General features: G+C 44.9%; 18 protein-coding genes. 3 read left to right on the top strand and 15 right to left on the bottom strand.

Annotation, left to right across the window (positions count from 1 at the left end):
* Positions 1 to 5 precede the first annotated feature (5 nt).
* On the bottom strand, positions 6 to 1,337 hold the full coding sequence (locus tag ICN31_RS00090) for a hypothetical protein (protein ID WP_370624246.1): 1,332 nt from the start codon (positions 1,335 to 1,337) through the stop codon (positions 6 to 8).
* A 135-nt stretch (positions 1,338 to 1,472) separates the two neighbouring features.
* Here ICN31_RS00090 and ICN31_RS00085 point away from each other — a divergent pair, with 135 nt between their 5' ends.
* A complete protein-coding gene (locus tag ICN31_RS00085) occupies positions 1,473 to 2,396 on the top strand; it encodes a glycosyltransferase 61 family protein (RefSeq protein WP_216257399.1) in 924 nt (307 codons plus the stop codon).
* Here the strand turns inward: ICN31_RS00085 and ICN31_RS00080 are convergent.
* The 5 genes from ICN31_RS00080 to ICN31_RS00060 all read right to left on the bottom strand — a co-directional run bounded on the left by ICN31_RS00080 (position 2,376) and on the right by ICN31_RS00060 (position 5,718).
* Positions 2,376 to 3,332 carry an aspartate carbamoyltransferase catalytic subunit gene (locus ICN31_RS00080; protein ID WP_216257397.1) on the bottom strand — a complete coding sequence of 319 codons (957 nt, stop codon included), beginning with the start codon at positions 3,330 to 3,332 and terminating at the stop codon, positions 2,376 to 2,378. The two genes, ICN31_RS00085 and ICN31_RS00080, sit on opposite strands and share 21 nt — an antisense overlap.
* The gene (gene pyrR / locus ICN31_RS00075; RefSeq protein ID WP_216257395.1) at positions 3,329 to 3,832 is read right to left on the bottom strand and encodes a bifunctional pyr operon transcriptional regulator/uracil phosphoribosyltransferase PyrR; all 504 of its coding nucleotides are present in this window, start codon (positions 3,830 to 3,832) and stop codon (positions 3,329 to 3,331) included. The genes ICN31_RS00080 and pyrR overlap by 4 nt, the downstream gene beginning before the upstream one ends.
* An 18-nt stretch (positions 3,833 to 3,850) precedes the next feature.
* A complete protein-coding gene (gene ruvX, locus ICN31_RS00070; RefSeq protein WP_216257392.1) occupies positions 3,851 to 4,258 on the bottom strand; it encodes a Holliday junction resolvase RuvX in 408 nt (135 codons plus the stop codon).
* On the bottom strand, positions 4,251 to 4,790 hold the full coding sequence (locus ICN31_RS00065; protein ID WP_240553843.1) for a YqgE/AlgH family protein: 540 nt from the start codon (positions 4,788 to 4,790) through the stop codon (positions 4,251 to 4,253). Before ICN31_RS00065 ends, ruvX begins: the two co-directional genes overlap by 8 nt.
* Positions 4,791 to 4,917: 127 nt before the next feature.
* The gene (locus tag ICN31_RS00060; protein ID WP_216257389.1) at positions 4,918 to 5,718 is read right to left on the bottom strand and encodes a YdcF family protein; all 801 of its coding nucleotides are present in this window, start codon (positions 5,716 to 5,718) and stop codon (positions 4,918 to 4,920) included.
* Between the two features lie 75 nt (positions 5,719 to 5,793).
* Between ICN31_RS00060 and ICN31_RS00055 the strand changes: the two genes are divergently transcribed.
* Positions 5,794 to 7,269, top strand: coding sequence for a deoxyribodipyrimidine photo-lyase (locus ICN31_RS00055; RefSeq protein WP_216257385.1), 1,476 nt, complete (start codon positions 5,794 to 5,796; stop codon positions 7,267 to 7,269).
* A gap of 35 nt (positions 7,270 to 7,304) precedes the next feature.
* Positions 7,305 to 8,144, top strand: coding sequence for a symmetrical bis(5'-nucleosyl)-tetraphosphatase (locus ICN31_RS00050; RefSeq protein ID WP_216257383.1), 840 nt, complete (start codon positions 7,305 to 7,307; stop codon positions 8,142 to 8,144).
* 12 nt (positions 8,145 to 8,156) lie between these two features.
* Here the strand turns inward: ICN31_RS00050 and hemL are convergent, their stop codons facing one another.
* The 9 genes from hemL to dapB all read right to left on the bottom strand — a co-directional run bounded on the left by hemL (position 8,157) and on the right by dapB (position 18,095).
* On the bottom strand, positions 8,157 to 9,449 hold the full coding sequence (gene hemL, locus ICN31_RS00045; RefSeq protein ID WP_216257462.1) for a glutamate-1-semialdehyde 2,1-aminomutase: 1,293 nt from the start codon (positions 9,447 to 9,449) through the stop codon (positions 8,157 to 8,159).
* A 22-nt stretch (positions 9,450 to 9,471) separates the two neighbouring features.
* On the bottom strand, positions 9,472 to 9,642 hold the full coding sequence (locus ICN31_RS00040; protein WP_216257381.1) for a rubredoxin: 171 nt from the start codon (positions 9,640 to 9,642) through the stop codon (positions 9,472 to 9,474).
* A gap of 62 nt (positions 9,643 to 9,704) precedes the next feature.
* Positions 9,705 to 11,168, bottom strand: coding sequence for a class I SAM-dependent RNA methyltransferase (locus ICN31_RS00035; protein WP_216257378.1), 1,464 nt, complete (start codon positions 11,166 to 11,168; stop codon positions 9,705 to 9,707).
* A gap of 40 nt (positions 11,169 to 11,208) precedes the next feature.
* Positions 11,209 to 11,634: a CopD family protein gene (locus tag ICN31_RS00030; RefSeq protein WP_216257375.1), complete on the bottom strand. Its 426-nt coding sequence runs from the start codon at positions 11,632 to 11,634 to the stop codon at positions 11,209 to 11,211.
* Between the two features lie 5 nt (positions 11,635 to 11,639).
* Positions 11,640 to 12,917 (bottom strand): glutamate-5-semialdehyde dehydrogenase, encoded by a 1,278-nt coding sequence (locus ICN31_RS00025; protein ID WP_216257373.1) that lies wholly within the window; start codon positions 12,915 to 12,917, stop codon positions 11,640 to 11,642.
* Positions 12,918 to 12,949: 32 nt separating this feature from the next.
* On the bottom strand, positions 12,950 to 14,011 hold the full coding sequence (gene holA / locus ICN31_RS00020) for a DNA polymerase III subunit delta (protein ID WP_216257363.1): 1,062 nt from the start codon (positions 14,009 to 14,011) through the stop codon (positions 12,950 to 12,952).
* Positions 14,012 to 14,030: 19 nt separating this feature from the next.
* Complete coding sequence (gene lptE / locus ICN31_RS00015) at positions 14,031 to 14,558, bottom strand: LPS assembly lipoprotein LptE (RefSeq protein WP_216257362.1); 528 nt, start codon at positions 14,556 to 14,558, stop codon at positions 14,031 to 14,033.
* A gap of 14 nt (positions 14,559 to 14,572) precedes the next feature.
* Positions 14,573 to 17,245, bottom strand: coding sequence for a leucine--tRNA ligase (gene leuS, locus ICN31_RS00010; protein WP_216257360.1), 2,673 nt, complete (start codon positions 17,243 to 17,245; stop codon positions 14,573 to 14,575).
* Between the two features lie 49 nt (positions 17,246 to 17,294).
* Positions 17,295 to 18,095 carry a 4-hydroxy-tetrahydrodipicolinate reductase gene (gene dapB / locus ICN31_RS00005; protein ID WP_216257460.1) on the bottom strand — a complete coding sequence of 267 codons (801 nt, stop codon included), beginning with the start codon at positions 18,093 to 18,095 and terminating at the stop codon, positions 17,295 to 17,297.
* Between the last annotated feature and the right edge of the window lie 169 nt (positions 18,096 to 18,264).

Raw genomic sequence — 18,264 nt, 5'->3', positions numbered from 1 at the left:
GCCTTCTATGAAGCAATATGTGACAGGATACTGCTAACGGCTTGGTCTACGCCAATTGGCTCCCAGACCGGCTTAATTAATTGCTTTTGCTGCCAATCTAACCAAATTCGCTCAAGTGCCATCGCAATACCAGACTCATCACCGTCAGCACTCAAATAAGACTTACGATCTAACAGCATTTGATCTAGTTGTGGGTTACGGTGGGTGATACCCCAGATTGGACGGCCAGACCATAAGTAGTCATAGAATTTTGATGGGATGTACTCGGCACACCATTCATCATTACCATGCAAGAGAATCAATACATCTGCCTCCTGCATCTTTTGCGCAACCTGTTCACGACCAGACATTCCGGTTAGGGGATCACGCTCTAACCTTCCATGAGCTAACAAAACATCTGAGTAGCCATACTGCTTAATCGCATCATGAGATAAAGAGTCTAAGGGCGCACCATAGGCATGAACACGAAGATGCTTCCTAGCGTCTGGATATTTAGCAAATAGACTATTTGCCGCCTTCAAAATCATGGAAAGTGAGCGGTCATTAGCTAAAGAACCAAAATGACAAAGGTTTAAATGCTCACTGTATTGATGGGCATCTGCTTTGTCGATTGTTCCTGGCGGATTAGCGCCAGGTATCACTACAAATCCAACGGCGTTACCATGCGTATTTAAATTGGGATTGCGAACTTTAGCGTAATGCAAAGCGCCCTGAGTAAACCACCATACATAATCGGAATACTTACACAGCTGGGCCTCTAAGTAGTGGCGAAAGCGTGCATCCCGATTTTTTGGCTTCTCAAAACCTTGATCATTTTGATCTTTGCGAATCACCAAGGGATCATGAACTTCAGATATCAGCGGAAGGCCAGTAGCTTTCTTTAACCACACACCAGCCAAATGCGCCGACCATGCGCTGCCGATGGAATAGATAACATCTACCTTGCCACGACGGATCAGAATATAACCACGAATAAATGCTGGGATTGCCCATGACCATTGACTCGAGTAGCCGAGGAGTAGTTTTTCAATAGCAATGAAGGGTGCCAACAAAATAGATACGGTGCGCGTGAGTAACTTATAAATAAAGCCACGGCCATACTTATTTGCAATCCAATGACGAAAATCAAAACGGAATGCCGCAGGGCCCCAAGCTAAGAACTGCTCATGCTGAAAGCGCTGATCTTTCAAGCCGGTAATGGCGCTCAAGACGATAGGTTGAACGCCCGCCTCTAAAAAATAGGGGATCTTATCGGTAATCGTCAAACTAGCAGCACGACCATCCATATTGAAAGCGTGCGATAGCAAAAGCCAATTTTTCTGATTCTGGATCGACACGGATTTCAATCAACTTCCTTCTGTGGGATAAAGCTAAATACTATAGAAATGGTGAATACGTAAAATGGTCGTTAAACTGTTATTAATAAGCAAATTATAGTGGTCGCGCGTTGGTAGATTATATAAAGATTAGGTATGAATAAAATTCAAGAATTCATTAAAAAGCTGTTGTTTCGTCTATCGGCGAATGAAAGCTACCTTCTCTATCAGAATCAGTTATTCAGTAAGCACGCCATTACAGTCAAACATGACCGAATCCGATTCATTAGGCGCTGGATTACATTCCCATTTAAGCTAAATACCAAAGAACTTAAAGGGGAGCAATTTTATTTACTGTTAATTCATACCAATAATATTGCCCATTTTTTTCATGATGTTTTCTTTCCCTTTTATGTAGAGTGGAGAAAAAATAAGAAACGTGTATGCGTTTCTATCAAAGGGGATCACTTTCAAAGAGAATTTCTTGAATCTGTTATTGATCCTCAGGATTTGATCTTTTTAGACTACAACACCGCCTATTCATTCTCTGATCTCATCATTACGCCCGAAGGGAGAGATCTCAAAATATATCCTGAGTATTTGAATATCTGCCGAGAAATCAAAAATACCTGCTTTACAAAACATCATATTGTCGAAGCTCGAAATAAGAATTTAATCTATGGCAGAAATGAGTTAAGCCGCAAAAATCTCCTGGATATTGATCAGCAATTTTTGCAAGCAAATAATATCGAGCAAGTTTTCTTATCGAAATTGAGCTTAAGAGACTATCTAGACACTCTAGCTAAAGCAGAAACTTTTACCTATATGGTCGGTGCCGGTGTTTTCAATTTACTGTTCTTGGACTCTAGCGTCAAAGTTTTAGAAATTAACCCCTACAGAAATAACTCATGGGCACAGATGTTTGGCCTGAGTAATCTATGTCAATTTAATGTGGTCATTAGCAACAACCTTGCTAACTCAAGTGCCGCGACTCAAGACGAGGCCGTACTAGATAGCCATGTTTACTTTGATACTCAAATTGAAGCAGCTATCAAATCCCTAGTTACCGGCAACAATTGACATCACAGCCATACGCACAGCAATACCAAAGGTTACTTGGTTCAAAATAACGGATTGAAGTCCATCAGCTACTGCTGAATCAATTTCAACTCCACGATTCATTGGTCCAGGATGCATCACAATCGCATCTGGTTTAGCCAAGGCCAAACGCGCAGGAGTTAAACCATACTGCTTAAAGAAGGCATCTCCTTCGGGCACTTGCCCAGCTTCCATACGCTCTTTCTGAATGCGTAATGTCATCACCACATCGACATCCTTGAGGCCCTCTTCCATGCTGTGATAAATCTTGACACCCAGCATGTCTAGATTGCTTGGTAGCAGGCTTTCAGGGCCAATAGCGCGAATCTCCTCGCAGCCCAATGTGGTCAGTGCATGAATATTAGATTTAGCTACACGACTATGAACAATATCGCCAACAATCGCGACCTTTAAGCCTTTGAAATTCTGCTTAAAGTAACGCATCGTATACATATCTAGAAGACCTTGAGTGGGATGTTGGTTGCTACCATCTCCGGCATTGACAACGTGTACATGCGGTGGGACATGATTCGCAATCTCAATTGGCGCTTTAGAAACACTGTGCCGTACTACAAAGATATCCGCTTGCATCGCAACTAAATTATCAATCGTATCGAGCAGACTTTCGCCTTTAGCGGTTGAAGAAGTGGAAATATCTAAATTAATGACATCAGCAGATAAGCGTTTTGCCGCAATCTCAAAAGTAGTTCTTGTACGCGTGGAGTTTTCAAAGAAAAGATTGAAAACACTCTTACCCCGCAGTAAAGGCACTTTGCGAACTTCTCTAGAAGGATCAGTAACGCTGACAAACTGCTTAGCGGTATCCAGAATATGCAGAATTTGCTCTTTGGGTAGGCCCTCTAAGGTCAGAAGATGGGTTAACTCGCCAGCTGTATTAAATTGATTTACGGGATTCATGATTCACGCTCCTCAAGGACAAAGCTGAACTTGCCAGTCGCATCTTTTTCCAATACTAAGATTTGCTGATCTGGAACTTGGATGACTTCCCCCACAAAATTTGCAGTGATTGGCAATTCTCGCTTGCCCCGATCGGCCAAGACCATTAATTCAACTTGTGCCGGCCTACCAAAATCAAATAATTCATTCAGAGCTGCTCTCACGGTTCTACCTGTAAGCAAGACATCATCAATCAGAATAATGTTTGCCCCGTTCACACCAAAAGGTAACTGAGTAGACATCGTGCTTGCCGTTCTCAATGCAGTCATTCCTTTTTCTGCGTAATCATCCCGATGAAAGGCGACGTTAATCACACCAAAGTGAGGTAGCTTTAAATCTTGGGCCAAACGCTCCGCAATCCATGCGCCACCCATAGCTAAGCCAGCCAGCTCAAAAGTCCCGCATTGCAATCTGCTATGTAAATTTTCTAGTAATTTTTTGTATAAGGATTCAGCATTCATTTTTAATTCCGGTGCTTATTAATATTCTGCAAAATATTGCTCCAAAATGAGCGCGGCAGAATGCGCATCTAGATTGTCGTACATCTGAGGATCAGCCTCCAAAACTGCCGATGTATAGCGCTCATCCACCCAAGTTACGGGTAAATTGAAGCGCCCTTGAATCTGATGGCCAAAACGTCGTGCCTTGATAGTCATCTCATGCTCAGCACCATCAGGGTGAGTGGGAAGCCCCACAACAACCTGATCTGGCTGCCACTCTTTTAAAAGGCTCTCAATTTCTCGAAATAGTCCATCTGTATTTGGAGCGGCAATGATCTTTAATGCCTGGCTTGCCTTTGTCTCTGTATTTCCCACTGCCACGCCAACCCGACGCGTTCCATAATCAAAAGCCAGTATCGTCATCGGCTTCTTGATCGGATCAGGCATGCCCTGCCTCTCCAGATAAGTGGGAAGGATCAAAGCCCAAATGACTCATTGCCTTTTCGTAGCGCTGACTCGAGGGAGTGTCAAAAATAATGTCAATCATTTGTTGGCGTGAAAGAGGCACATTCATCCACCCATTTAAGGTGATCTCTTCTTCAAGCTGACCCGCACTCCAGCCCGCATAGCCTAAAGTCATCAGAAACTTGCGTGGGCCATTTCCAATGGCTAGAGCCTCTAAAACATCCTTAGAAGTGGTCATGGTTAAGCCGCCGGGAATAATCAATGAAGAACTATAGGATGGGTTGGGGATGGGTTCATGCAAGACAAAACCCCGCTCCACTTGAACCGGACCGCCAAAATACACGGGTTGCTCTAATAAAGGTGCAATTTCTAATTTGAGCTCAATCTTGTCAAATAGGGTTGCTAGATCTAATTCAGTTGGTCGATTCACAACCAAACCCATTGCACCTCTCTCGGTATGCTCAAAGAGATAGATCACCGATCTCGCAAAATTAGGATCGACCATGCCAGGCATGGCAATTAGAAATTGATTTGCCAAATGACTGGCTGAAAAAGAAATTGAAGGCTCTGGCACAGATGCTAGATCTGAAGCAGGGGGTGCTTTTTTAGCCGAGGTCATATGGGTTTATTTTACAGAATATCTAGATTTTTCCAGTAATCCAGTAGGCAAAAAGACCAATTATTTCGTGAATCAGCTTATTCCAGTTTTGCGCCCCATCCACTAAATCAAATGCTGTCCAATGAAGACTATTAGCCGTTTGGTAATCCACGAGAACGGGAATAATCTCTACCCCCTGCTTTTGAAAAATCTTCACCGATCGATACATATGACTTGCGGAGGTAATTAAAAGCCAGGGTTTTCCAGTCTTTCCTTGCTCAATCTGAGCAATCATGGGTTTCATGAAAACCACATTCTCATAGGTATTGCGTGACTGGTTTTCGTAATGTCCAGCTCTATCTGCCAAGCCTTGCTCTTGAATGAGCTGCTTAAATGCGTCAGCTTCGGATATACCACTTGGTGTAATACGCCCCGAGAACCCACTAAAGATGAAAGGCAAGTTAGGATACTTTCGGATGAGCTCAAAAGCCTTAGTAACCCTTTCGGCTGAAGAGTAAATCGAAATCTCGCCGCGATCTACCGCAATTTTTCCGCCTTCTATTGCCCCGCCCAAAATAATGATGCCGCCAACCTGATCTACCGTTAATTTGCCAATATCTATCTTAGGAACGGAATCCTCAAGCGGTCTTAGAAAAACCTCGGAAGCAGGCAACCATCCGACAATGAGTAAATCCAGAACTGCTAATACTAAAAACCGTTTACAAAGATGCGGTTTTCTTAAGCCCAAAAAGAGCAAGCTTAGACAGACGAAAATAATGACCCAGTTGAGCGGTTCAATGCAAAACTGCACTACCTTCGAGAGAATAAAAAAGATCGTATCCATGGTTAGCATTGATCTTAACCCGTCTGGATATCTTCCCTTCAGCAGCACACTCAAATTAGCCCTAATATAGGGGCTATGCAAAAAGCTCTAGTCTGGCTCCGTCGTGACCTTCGTCTTTATGACAATGCTGCACTTTCCCACGCCCTAAAAGAGGCTAAACAGGTCTGGCTCACCTTCATTTTTGATACCGATATTCTAAAACCGCTTATTCAGGGGGAATTAGATGCCAAAGGCTTAAAACACGAGCGCCGTGTTGATTTTATTTGGCAAGGTCTAAAACAAATTGATGAAGAGCTCCGCACCATGGGTGGAGGCCTCATTGTTCGCTTTGGTAAGCCGATTGAATGTATTCCCCAGATTGCTAAAGAAATGGGCGTTGACGCTGTCTTTACCAATCATGACTATGAGCCATCAGCTATAGCACGTGATGAGTCTGTCAAAAGAGCCTTGGAGAAAATCGACATTCAGTTTGCAGATTTTAAAGATCAAGTGATTTTCGAGAAGAAAGAAATCCTTACCAACTCCAATACTGTTTTCTCGATCTTTACGCCCTATAAAAACAATTGGCTCAAAACGCTGCAAGAAAAAGATTTAGCTGCTCATGAATGCAAGCCTAAAGCCGGTCAATTTGCTCCCATTCCCAAAAAGCTAGATACTCCCCTCCCCTCATTAGAATCGATGGGCTTTTGTGCCACTGGTATTGAAGCCTATTTGCCGCCAGGCTCTGAGGGTGGACAAGCATTTTTGGAAGACTTTCTTTCCCGCATTGATCAATACCAAATCGGTAGAGACTTTCCTGCTATTAAAGGTGTGAGTTATTTATCGACGCATTTACGCTTTGGCATGCTTTCTATTAGAGGTCTGGTTCGCGAAGCACATCGTCGCATGCTGGCCGGAAGCATGGGTGCCACGATTTGGTTAAGTGAGCTGATTTGGCGTGATTTTTATTTCATGATTTTGGCTAACCATCCAAGACTTGCAAAAGGAGCCTCATTCAAACCAGACTACGACAACATCGCCTGGGAAAGTGGCGCTCATGCAAAAAAACTCTTTGCAGCTTGGTGCGAAGGTAAAACCGGTTATCCGCTTGTCGATGCGGCCATGCATCAACTCAATCAGAGTGGCTATATGCATAATCGTCTACGCATGGTTGTAGCTAGCTTTCTCACAAAGGATTTGGGTATTGACTGGCGCTGGGGTGAGGCCTATTTCGCTGAACACCTCAATGACTTTGAACTCTCATCCAATAATGGTGGTTGGCAATGGGCCTCCTCCTCAGGCTGTGATGCCCAGCCCTATTTCCGCATCTTTAATCCCATCACCCAATCAGAGAAGTTTGATTCTGAGGGAAAATTTATTCGACGCTATCTGCCTCAACTTGAAAAACTCTCCAAGAAATCGATTCATGCGCCCTGGAAAGCGGGGCATATTGAACTTGAAGCTGCCGGCGTAGTCTTAGGTAGAGACTACGCTTTGCCTATTGTTGATCATGATGAGGCACGCAAGAAAACTTTGGTGCGCTATAGCGTAGTCAAAAAAGTCAGCGAGTAAAAGGCTCGGTAGCTTCTTTTCCGCTAAGATAGGGTATGAGCAAAATCTATGCTGTGGGGGATATCCAAGGATGCGGTCCTTCTCTCAAAGCCCTCGTCAAAAAACTTCCTAAAAAATCTAATCTGATTTTTTTAGGTGATTTAGTGAACCGTGGTCCTGATTCCCTTGGCGCCCTAAGGCAACTTAAATCTCTACAAGAATCTGGTCGCGCTGAATGTATTCTTGGTAATCATGATCTTCATCTCTTAGCAATTGATGCTGGACTGCGCAATACTAAGGGTTTAGATACGGTTGATGCAATTCTAAAAGCGCCTGATCGGAAAGAACTCATCAATTGGATTCGTAAAAGACCCATGGCACTGACTAATGGCAAGATATTAACAGTGCATGCCGGCGTTCTCCCACAATGGGACCTACAGCAAACCATTGAATGCGCACAAGAAGTTGAGAAGGCCCTGCGTAGCAAATCCTATAAGGATTTCTTGGCTAATATGTACGGCAATACTCCCAATAAGTGGAGTAACTCACTAAAGGGTTATGAGCGTTTGCGGCTTATTACCAATGCACTCACCCGTATGCGCTTTTGCACCCCCAGCGGACAGATGGAATTTGAAAGTAAAGAAGGTTTAGAGAATGGTCCTAAGGGTTATATACCCTGGTTTAATGTACCTAAGCGTAAAACCACAGATACCCTCGTTTACTTTGGTCATTGGTCTGCATTGGGTCTGCTGCGACGAAGCAATGTGATTGGACTAGATACTGGTTGTGTCTGGGGCGGAAAACTCACTGCCCTGGAAATCGCCAACTCTAATAAAGACTCAAAAAGCCTTGAGCTTATTCAGGTGGATGGCTACGACCATCCACTCAGAATGTAATCGCAACCTAGCTTAGAGCTTCTTAAATGAGTTATCTGCTGCTGCAATAATGGCATTGACCACCTCATCGTCATGCGCAATCGAGGTAAAACCAGCCTCATAGGCAGATGGGGCAAGATACACACCCTCATCCAGCATTAAATGAAAGAATTTCTTAAACGCCTCAATATCAGTTTTAGTCACTGCCTCGAAAGAAGTGGGCACCTGATTAGCAAAGTAGAAACCAAACATGCCGCCCACGTTATCAACCGCAAACGGGACGCCTGCTTTATCGGCGGCCTGCTTTAAGCCCGTCATCAGCTTTTTAGTTTGACCAGTCAGGCATTCATAAAAACCTTCCCGAGAAATAATCTCCAAAGTCTTTAAGCCTGCTGCCACAGCCACTGGATTACCGGATAAAGTGCCCGCTTGGTAGACGCTACCTAAAGGTGCAAGCTTAGACATGATTTCTTTTTTGCCACCAAAAGCTGCCATAGGCATACCACCGCCCATGACCTTGCCCAAGCAAGTGAGGTCAGGGGTAATGCCTTGCAAAGACTGAGCACCACCTAAAGCAACCCTAAAACCCGTCATTACTTCGTCGTAAATTAAAACACTGCCATACTTGCTTGTAAGATTGCGCATCGCTGATAAAAATTCTTTTGAAGGCTGAATTAAATTCATATTGCCTGCAATGGGTTCCAGGATCACTGCTGCAATCTGATCGCCCTGCTTCTTAAAGACTTCCTCAATCGCAGCTACATCGTTATAGGGCAATACCAATGTGTGCTTGACCAAGTCTTGCGGAACACCGCCAGAAGATGGTGCGTTTTGAGTAGAGTCAGCAAAGGTTAGCAAGCCTGAGCCAGCCTTGACCAGAAGACTATCTGCATGACCGTGATAACAACCTTCGAATTTAATAATTAAGTCTCGCCCGGTATAGCCACGTGCAAGACGGAGGGCGCTCATTGTTGCCTCTGTGCCACTCGAGACCATGCGCACTTGCTCAAGGCTAGGCATGATGGAGCAAATACGCTCAGCTAACTCAATTTCGCCCTCTGTTGGGGCACCATAACTAAAACTGGTTTCTGCTGCTTTTTGTACCGCCTCGACTACCTCTGGATTTGCATGGCCAACAATCATTGGGCCCCAAGACATAATCAAATCGATATAACGCTTATTCTCCGCATCCCAAAAATAGGGACCCTTGGCTTTTGTAACAAAACGGGGTGTACCACCCACCTGACGAAAAGCTCGTACTGGGGAGTTCACGCCTCCTGGAATTGTCTTTTGTGCACGCTCAAATAAAACTTCGTTTTGATTCACTTTTGCCACAGTCAACTCCTAATTAAATCGCCATCATTTCAAAATCATCTTTACGAGCACCGCATTCTGGACAAGCCCAGTTCATGGGTACATCTTTCCAGAGAGTGCCTGGAGCAATACCCTCGTCAGGTAGACCAGCTGCTTCATCATAGACCCAGCCACAAATCAGACACATATAGGTTTTAAATTCCATTTACTTACTCTCCGCTTTATTTCTCAATGTATTTCTTTAATAGTAGCTTTATTTTAAAGGGCTTAGCCTTCGCTGGAGGAAGGACGCTTAGCATGCATCTCAAACTTAAATAAACGACACTCTAGAGGACCATTAAATAATGGGGTGCGCTTTGACTCCTTAATACGCAACTGCCCAGGCAAGGCCATATCGGCAGTCAATACAAAAACATTCCATCCACCAAAAGTATCTTTCAGGTGTTGGCCAAATTGGCGCAAGAACTCGACAAACTTGGGATCCTGCTCTTCTTCTGCCTGAAGCTTCTTCAAAGACTCACGACTAGAGCGCTTGGCACTCTGACGACCTGTCTCTAAATTCATCTCAAAGCGATTTTCTGGCTCAACCCCATATTCAGCATCACGTACATCACGAGAATTATGATCCTGGCCACCTCCCCCTCTGCCGCCTTTAATGACAAGACGCTCACCATAAGGTGGGTTTAACAACATCACACCTTCTTGAGCATTTGTTGGAGGCTTAGTTGCTAGAGCATCAACCTGACGGACAAGGGCTTGCTCTGGCAGCTGTGCTCTCTGCCAATTAGCCCTGAACATAGAGACTAATTTTTCATTAATATCGCCACCGCTGATTCTTAAGGAATCTACGTCTGGATATTGCTTACGCTTTTCCAACATTTGCGCAAGGGCAGCCTCTTTTAAATTACCCCAGCGCTTTTGCTCAGCAGCTTCATTAAAGGGCTTAAGCCTCTGAAAGCCAAAGCCGTTTGCAGAAGTAACAAGAGGGCGATAAGCCAGTCTGCTGGGCTTAGCATCATCGCCATATATCCCTGCCCGAATCGCTCCAGGAGGGATAGATAAAGCCATCTGAGCAGCCTCGATCAAAAAAGTGCCGCTACCGCACATCGGATCAAATAATGACTGCCCTGGCTTCCAACCAGTGATCGACAAAATACCTGCAGCTAAATTTTCCTTCAGGGGAGCATCACCTTTTTCATCGCGCCAACCACGCTTAAAAAGGGCCTCACCAGAAGTATCTAAGTAAATCGTTATTTGGGTCGCAGTTAAGTGCGCCTGAACTCGCACATCCGGAAAGGCGGTATCAATACTAGGGCGATCGCCAGTAACATCTCGCAAACGATCTACGATGGCATCTTTAATCTTCAGAGTGGCGAAATTTAAGCTCTTGAGTGGGGATCGGTGTGCGGTTACATCCACGCGCAATGTTTGCTGTGAAGTAAACCAATCTTCCCAAGCTAGGCCACTAGCCAATTTATAAAGATCTTCTTCTTGCCTATAGGGCGCTTGTGCCATCTGCAACAAAACACGACTAGCAATTCTGGAATGTAAATTGAGAGCCATCGCCGTAGAAATCGGTCCAGCTAGACCAATCCCACCCGTTGGGCTAGTTGGGGTTGGATCAATCACCCAAACCCCTAATGCTTTGGACTCGGGGCGCTGAGCAATCTCTGCGAGCTCCTGAGCAAGCGGTACTTCTAAACCGCCTGGACAAACAACAAAAAATCTCATGGGGCTAACAGTCTAAAAAGGATAAAAAATAAGAGGATGCCTAGGGTTTAAAAAGAACCAGAGCAACAATGACCACTAGCAGAATGACTGGCACTTCATTAAACCAGCGATACCAAACGCCAGACTTTGTATTCACGCCAGTGCGAAACTTCTTGAGGATGCCATAACAGGCATGGTGATAGCCAATGACTAAAAGAACAAAAAATAACTTGGCATGCATCCAAACATCGCCCGCGCCAACACCAAAGTAAAGCCAGAGCGTTACCCCAAGCAATACGGCCGGTACAGCCAAGATAGTCATAAAGCGAAAGAGGCGGTCAGACATTCCCAAGAGACGGGCATAAGTATCAGGGTTTTTCTCATCAGCCAAGTTCACAAAGATACGCGGCAGATAAAATAGGCCTGCAAACCATGAAGTAATCAAGACGATATGGAAAGTTTTAATCCAGAGATAAGAGTTCGTCATATTTTTTAACTACGAATCTCGCCATGGCCCATGACGATGTATTTCAGGGAGGTTAAACCCTCCAAGCCAACAGGTCCGCGGGCATGTAACTTGTCATTAGAAATACCAATCTCTGCACCCAGGCCATACTCAAAGCCATCTGCAAAACGAGTGCTGGCATTCACCATCACGCTAGCACTATCCACTTCGCGTAAGAAACGATCTGCTTGAGCTTTGTTATTAGTAATAATTGCATCAGTGTGCTTGCTACCATAGCGCTCGATATGACTCATAGCCTCATCAATATTAGCGACTGTCTTAATAGATAGAATTGGAGCCAAGTATTCTGTGTGCCAATCTTCTTCTGTAGCATCTACCAGATTCTGAAAACCATTCGACTCCAGCGTTTTACGAGTCAAATCATCCACTCTTAATTCCACACCTTTGTCCTGATAGATTTTGCAAAGTGTTGGTAACACTTTTTGTGCAACCTCTTTGTTAACCAAAAGGGTTTCCATCGCATTGCATGGTGAGTAGCGCTGCGTCTTAGCGTTATCGCAGACCTTCACTGCCATCGCAATGTCTGCATCTGCATCAATATAGGTATGACAGATGCCATCTAAATGCTTAATCATTGGCACACGTGCCTCAGCCATGAGTCGCGCAATCAAACTCTTGCCACCCCGTGGCACGATCACATCAATATATTGAGTCATCGTGATCATCTCACCAACAGCGCTCCGGTCTATCGTGGTAACGACCTGAACGGCATCTTTAGGTAGATTCGCTGCAGCTAAACCCTCTTGAATAATTTGAGCTAACAAAGTATTGGAATCAATCGCCTCGGAACCACCACGCAAGATCACAGCATTACCTGATTTCAGACAAAGCGCTGCTGCATCAATCGTGACATTGGGACGTGACTCATAGATGATGCCAATCACACCAAGTGGAACACGCATTTGGCCAATCTCAATTCCAGAAGCTTGCTTTTGAAAAGTCGAAATTTTCCCAATCGGATCATCCAGCGAAAAAATTTGCTCAAGACCTAAAGCCATTGTTTCAATTGTCTTTGGGGTCATCGTTAGGCGATCCACAAATGCAGCATCTTGTCCGTTTGCTTTTGCGCGCTCTACATCTTGTAAATTCACTTTCTGAATCTCGGCTGCTTTTTGACGCACAAGCTTAGCAATATGTAAGAGGGCTTGATTTTTTTGCTCAGCAGAAGCACGTGCCATCGCCTGCGATGCGCTACGCGCCCGCTTGCCAATATCTTGCATCATCTCTTGAATATTCAAACTCATCGCTACACCTATATTCCTAATTTTCTAAACCATTACCGCAATAAATTACCAAGCAAACGTAAGCCATCCCATGGGTCTGCCGGCAATTCCGCAGCATGCAGGCCCTTTGACTGGCGGTCCAAGCCTGCCGCAACTTGCATTGCTCTGCGCAGCTTGAGGGGTTGTACTCTTCTAATAGCAGCCGGATATAAACGCTCTTTATTGCCCCAAATCCGATTGGCTCGCATGAGCTGCTGAACTGACTCCCCAGCATCGCTTGCAGCCTTTAATTTAGATAGTAGCCTAAGCTCTTCGGTTACGCTCCACAAAATCAATACCAAAGGCTCGCCCTCACCTTTTAAGCCGTCTAACATACGATTTAACCTTGGTAAATCGCCAGCTAGCATGGCTTCGGTTAATTCAAAAACGTTATAGCGCGCCACCTTCAAAATAGATGAGCGAATCTGCTCTTCAGTTAGCTTACCTACAGGGTATAACAAACCCAATTTTAAAATTTCTTGATGTGCAGCGATTAAATTGCCTTCAACTTGGTCGGCAATAAACTCGAGAGCGCGTTGACCTTCAGGGCCAGCCTCGACTTCTTGACTTTGCTTCTTGAGTCGGCCGGAAATCCATTGCGGTAAATGGCTACGATCTAAGGTATCAACCTGAATAGCCATCCCAGCATCATCTAAAGCAGCAAACCAAGCAGAGGTTTTGGTTTTTCCATCTAATCTTGGCAGCACAATGCAGACCACCGTATCAGGACCATTTGCGCCATCTTGCTGAGAAGCGATTTGTGCAGAAAATTGTTTTAAAGCGTCTGCTCCGTCACGGCCTGGCTTCCCAGCTGGAATGCGGAGCTCTACCCAGCGCTTGTCGCCAAACAAAGACATCGTTTGGCCAGCATTCATGAGGGCACCCCAGTCAAACCCGCGCTCTTGCACCATGACTTCACGATCAGTAAAGCCCATTTTCTTGGCGGCTGAGCGAAGCTGATCCATTGCCTCCATCATCAAAAGAGGCTCATCGCCACTAAAAACATAGAGTGGCAACATAGCAGCGCCAGAACTAAATGATTTGAGATGCGCTTGCAATGCATCAACTTTGACCATACGAGTTCTCTGTCTATCTTTAGAAAGATCTTGCTTGTGGACTTTTTGCAGCAGCAGAGATACGACGCAAAATCTGCACAGCCAGATCCTTACGCATTAATGTCAAGAACTGTTGCTGTTGAACATCGGTTGCCAACACGGTAGTATTCGAGAAGTCCATATCCCTAGTCATATAAAGCTCACTTTCAGGAACAATCTCTCCGCCAGCATTATCGAAGACTCTAAAGAAGACCCGAATGGTCAAGCGATATGCAGAGATCTGACCATTAGAGTTGTAAGCCAAAATTTCCCGACCGTTAATTTCATTGGTGACCTCTAAAATTAAATCAGCATCTTTAGGATTAATTGCAACCTTGACATCCGTGCCTGTCAAAATGGCAGCTTGTAAATCACCTCGCAACGGAGGTGATGGATTGCCTGTAATTGCAATCACCTTAAAGGGTAAATCAACCATTCCACGAATGCGATATCCACAGGCAATTAACCCACTCAATGGGGCTGCAATAATTAAGCCGAGTAATGCACGTCGAATATGATTTGCGCTCATATATTTGCTTTCACTTAGGCCACAATATTAACCAAGCGACCTGGAACAACAATCACTTTCTTGGGTACGCCGCCATTGAGAGCCTTCGTTGCCGGCTCACTTTGTAATGCCAAGATTTCGATCTGCTCCTTGCCAGCGTCTGCTGGTACCCGAATATCACCGCGTAACTTCCCATTAATTTGCAGCATCAAGGTAATTTCAGTTTGAACTAATGCAGCTTCATCCACCTCAGGCCAAGGTGCATCTAGAAGAGGGCCAAAGGTCTTGGCATAACCCATTTCTTTCCATAACACATGGGTTAAATGCGGCACTACTGGATATAGAATTCTCAACAATATACCTAAGCACTCACGTAGCACTGGAGCATTAATGGCGGTATCTTGACCTAATTTAATTGGCTCAAGCACATTAAGCATCTTCATCGCCGCAGACACTACAGTATTGTATTGGCGACGTTGATAGTCAAAGTTAGCCTGCTTCAAAATGGTATGCACTTCACGTCTCAGTTCTTTTTCAGCATCACTCAAGTGATTGGGTACAGAATCTTGCGCGTTACGAATGGCCTCAGCTTGACTGCTCGAATACATCCAAACGCGTCTCAAAAAGCGTGAAGCACCATCAACGCCAGCGCCAGACCACTCCAACTGCTGCTCTGGTGGCGCTGCAAACATCACAAATAGACGCGCAGTATCAGCACCATACTGGTCAATCAAGGCTTGAGGATCTACTCCATTATTCTTACTTTTAGCCATCTTCTCAACACCGCCAATAATCACAGCGGTGTTTGATGTATCACCCTTTAACTTAGCGCCTTTCGGGCGACCTTTTTCATCGAGATCTAATTCAACATCTAAAGGATTGAGCCAAGTTTTCTTACCAGAGGCATCTTCAGAGTAATACGTTTCGTTCAGCACCATACCTTGAGTTAACAAATTCTGGAACGGCTCATCAAAACTAATAAGCTTGAGGTCACGCATCACCTTGGTCCAGAAGCGCGCATAGAGCAAGTGCAAAATAGCATGCTCAATACCGCCAATGTATTGATCCATCGGCATCCAATACTCATTGCGCTCATCGACCATCGTTTTGGCATTAGGGCCGGTATAGCGCATAAAGTACCAAGAAGAATCTACAAAGGTATCCATCGTGTCAGTCTCGCGGCGAGCGGGCTTGCCGCACTTCGGACACTTCACATTCAGAAAATCTGCGCGCTTGTTTAATGGATTGCCGCTACCGTCTGGAACGCAATCCTCTGGCAATACCACTGGCAAATCAGATTCTGGAACAGGTACAGCACCACAGCCTGAATTTGCATCATCACCACAATGAATAATTGGAATTGGAGTACCCCAATAGCGCTGACGAGAAATTCCCCAATCACGCAAACGATAGGTGGTTTTGATTTCGCCAATGCCCATCTTTTCCAAATCTGTAGCAACTGCACTTACAGCCTCTTCATGCGAAAGACCATTATATTTGTCGCTATTAAAGCAAATCACGCCTTCTTTTTGGGCGTACCAATCTTCCCAGCGGCTTGCATTAAAGATTGGTGACTCACCCTTTAGCGCAATGACTTGCTTGATCGGCAAATCGTACTTGAGTGCAAAAGCAAAATCGCGCTCGTCGTGGGCAGGCACGCCCATTACAGCGCCATCGCCATAAGACATCAGCACGTAATTACCAACCCAAACAGGTACTGACTCATTCGTTAAAGGATGTGTGACGTAGAGGCCTGTAAATATCCCCTCTTTTTCTTGGGTGGCTAGATCAGCTTCAATCACGCTACCCGTTTTACATTTCTCAATAAAAGCTGCGAGAGCTGGATTATTTTTAGCGGCTTTTGTTGCTAATGGATGTTCTACAGCAACTGCGCAGAAAGTAACGCCCATGATGGTGTCAGCACGGGTCGTGAATACATAAAGTAGGCCATCTTGAATAAAGTTGCCATGGTCATCAGCAATCTCATGCTTAAACGCAAAACGCACGCCACGACTTTTACCAATCCAATTTTGTTGCATGGTTTTGACACGCTCAGGCCAGCCCAAGTTATCCAAGCCAGAGAGAAGCTGCTCTGCATACGCAGTAATATTGAAGTAATAACCAGGAATTTCGCGCTTCTCAACCAGCGCGCCAGAGCGCCAACCACGACCATCGATCACTTGCTCATTTGCTAGCACTGTTTGATCAATCGGATCCCAGTTCACTACTTGGGTTTTACGGTAAGCAATTCCTTTTTCGAGCATCCTTAAAAAGAGCCATTGGTTCCAGCGATAGTAGTCAGGATTGCAAGTAGCAACTTCACGCGACCAATCAATGGCTAGACCCATCGCAGTCATTTGCTTTTTCATATAAGCAATGTTGTCGTAAGTCCATTTTGCTGGTGGTACTTTATTCTGAATCGCTGCATTTTCAGCGGGCATCCCAAAGGCATCCCAACCCATGGGCATTAAAACGTTATAACCCTGCATCCGAAGCTGACGTGCCATCACGTCATTGATGGTGTAGTTACGAACATGTCCCATATGCAACTTACCGGACGGGTAAGGCAACATAGAGCAAGCGTAATACTTTGGTTTTTTCTTCCCAGAGATATCTACAGCGTTCTCAAAAACTCGATAGACTTGCGCACTTTCCCAATCAGCCTGCGCTGCCGCTTCAATCTTGCGGTAGTCGTAATCCTTACTCATTCAAGACAACTCTTTTCTTCTATTTTTAGTGATTAGTGAATGCTGGATGCTATTTACGCAAACCCAGAACATCTTGCATGTCATATAGGCCAGAATTTTGGGTTTGCAAGAAGCGTGCGGCACGCAATGAACCTTGTGCATAGGATTGGCGGCTAGAAGACTTGTGGCTAATTTCAATACGCTCACCATCACCAGCAAATAGGACGGTGTGATCGCCAACAATATCGCCACCACGAATCGTTGCAAATCCAATTGAGCCTTCCTTACGCTCACCTGTATGGCCTTCACGAGCATATACAGCAACGTCGTCTAATTTTTCACCCAAAGCTCCGGCTATCACCTCACCCATCTTCAGCGCAGTTCCCGAAGGTGCATCCACCTTATGACGATGGTGGGCTTCAATAATTTCAATGTCATAACCTTGATTGAGCATCTTTGCCGCAATCTCGAGTAACTTGAATGTGGCATTGACGCCAACACTCATATTAGGAGCAAACACAATCGCCAACTTGGTAGAGGCCTTTTTGAGGCTAGCAATTTGATCACCACTCAAACCCGTTGTACCAATAATCATTTTGGTACCTGTCTTCTCTGCAGCAGCCAAATGAGCCATCGTGCCTTCAGGCCTTGTGAAGTCAATTAAAAACTCTGCATTTGCTAGCACCTGAGCCACATCGGATGAAATGATTACACCTGTTTTTTTGCCCAAAAAAGAACCAGCATCCTCACCCAATTGAGGGCAAGAGGAATGTTCTAACGCCCCTGCTAATTGAGCGTCAGGGGTATTGAGCACAGCCTCAATCAACATCTTTCCCATGCGGCCAGTTGCTCCAGCGATTGCAATTTTCATCATTTAGTTCATCACTTCTAATTAAAAGTAGTTAGAGCCACATATATGGTCATTAATACAAAATTAATTCTTACTGTTTGGTCCCAGTCCCAGTAGGCTGAGGAATATTCATCGCACCAGGTCCTAAGGTTTCGGGTTGCGTTACGGTTTGACCATCAGACGACTTTGG

It is taken from the genome of Polynucleobacter sp. UB-Piko-W3, assembly GCF_018881635.1.
Classification (GTDB): Bacteria; Pseudomonadota; Gammaproteobacteria; order Burkholderiales; family Burkholderiaceae; genus Polynucleobacter.
This window is presented reverse-complemented; position numbering and strand designations above follow the sequence as displayed.

Coding starts and splice junctions, on each gene's coding strand:
- ICN31_RS00085 (WP_216257399.1), top strand. CDS start 1,473: ATGAATAAAATTCAAGAATTCATTAAAAAGCTGTTGTTTCGTCTATCG.
- ICN31_RS00080 (WP_216257397.1), bottom strand. CDS start 3,332: ATGAATCCCGTAAATCAATTTAATACAGCTGGCGAGTTAACCCATCTT.
- pyrR (WP_216257395.1), bottom strand. CDS start 3,832: ATGAATGCTGAATCCTTATACAAAAAATTACTAGAAAATTTACATAGC.
- ruvX (WP_216257392.1), bottom strand. CDS start 4,258: ATGCCTGATCCGATCAAGAAGCCGATGACGATACTGGCTTTTGATTAT.
- ICN31_RS00065 (WP_240553843.1), bottom strand. CDS start 4,790: ATGCCTGGCATGGTCGATCCTAATTTTGCGAGATCGGTGATCTATCTC.
- ICN31_RS00060 (WP_216257389.1), bottom strand. CDS start 5,718: ATGGATACGATCTTTTTTATTCTCTCGAAGGTAGTGCAGTTTTGCATT.
- ICN31_RS00055 (WP_216257385.1), top strand. CDS start 5,794: ATGCAAAAAGCTCTAGTCTGGCTCCGTCGTGACCTTCGTCTTTATGAC.
- ICN31_RS00050 (WP_216257383.1), top strand. CDS start 7,305: ATGAGCAAAATCTATGCTGTGGGGGATATCCAAGGATGCGGTCCTTCT.
- ICN31_RS00040 (WP_216257381.1), bottom strand. CDS start 9,642: ATGGAATTTAAAACCTATATGTGTCTGATTTGTGGCTGGGTCTATGAT.
- ICN31_RS00035 (WP_216257378.1), bottom strand. CDS start 11,168: ATGAGATTTTTTGTTGTTTGTCCAGGCGGTTTAGAAGTACCGCTTGCT.
- ICN31_RS00030 (WP_216257375.1), bottom strand. CDS start 11,634: ATGACGAACTCTTATCTCTGGATTAAAACTTTCCATATCGTCTTGATT.
- ICN31_RS00025 (WP_216257373.1), bottom strand. CDS start 12,917: ATGAGTTTGAATATTCAAGAGATGATGCAAGATATTGGCAAGCGGGCG.
- holA (WP_216257363.1), bottom strand. CDS start 14,011: ATGGTCAAAGTTGATGCATTGCAAGCGCATCTCAAATCATTTAGTTCT.
- lptE (WP_216257362.1), bottom strand. CDS start 14,558: ATGAGCGCAAATCATATTCGACGTGCATTACTCGGCTTAATTATTGCA.
- leuS (WP_216257360.1), bottom strand. CDS start 17,245: ATGAGTAAGGATTACGACTACCGCAAGATTGAAGCGGCAGCGCAGGCT.
- dapB (WP_216257460.1), bottom strand. CDS start 18,095: ATGAAAATTGCAATCGCTGGAGCAACTGGCCGCATGGGAAAGATGTTG.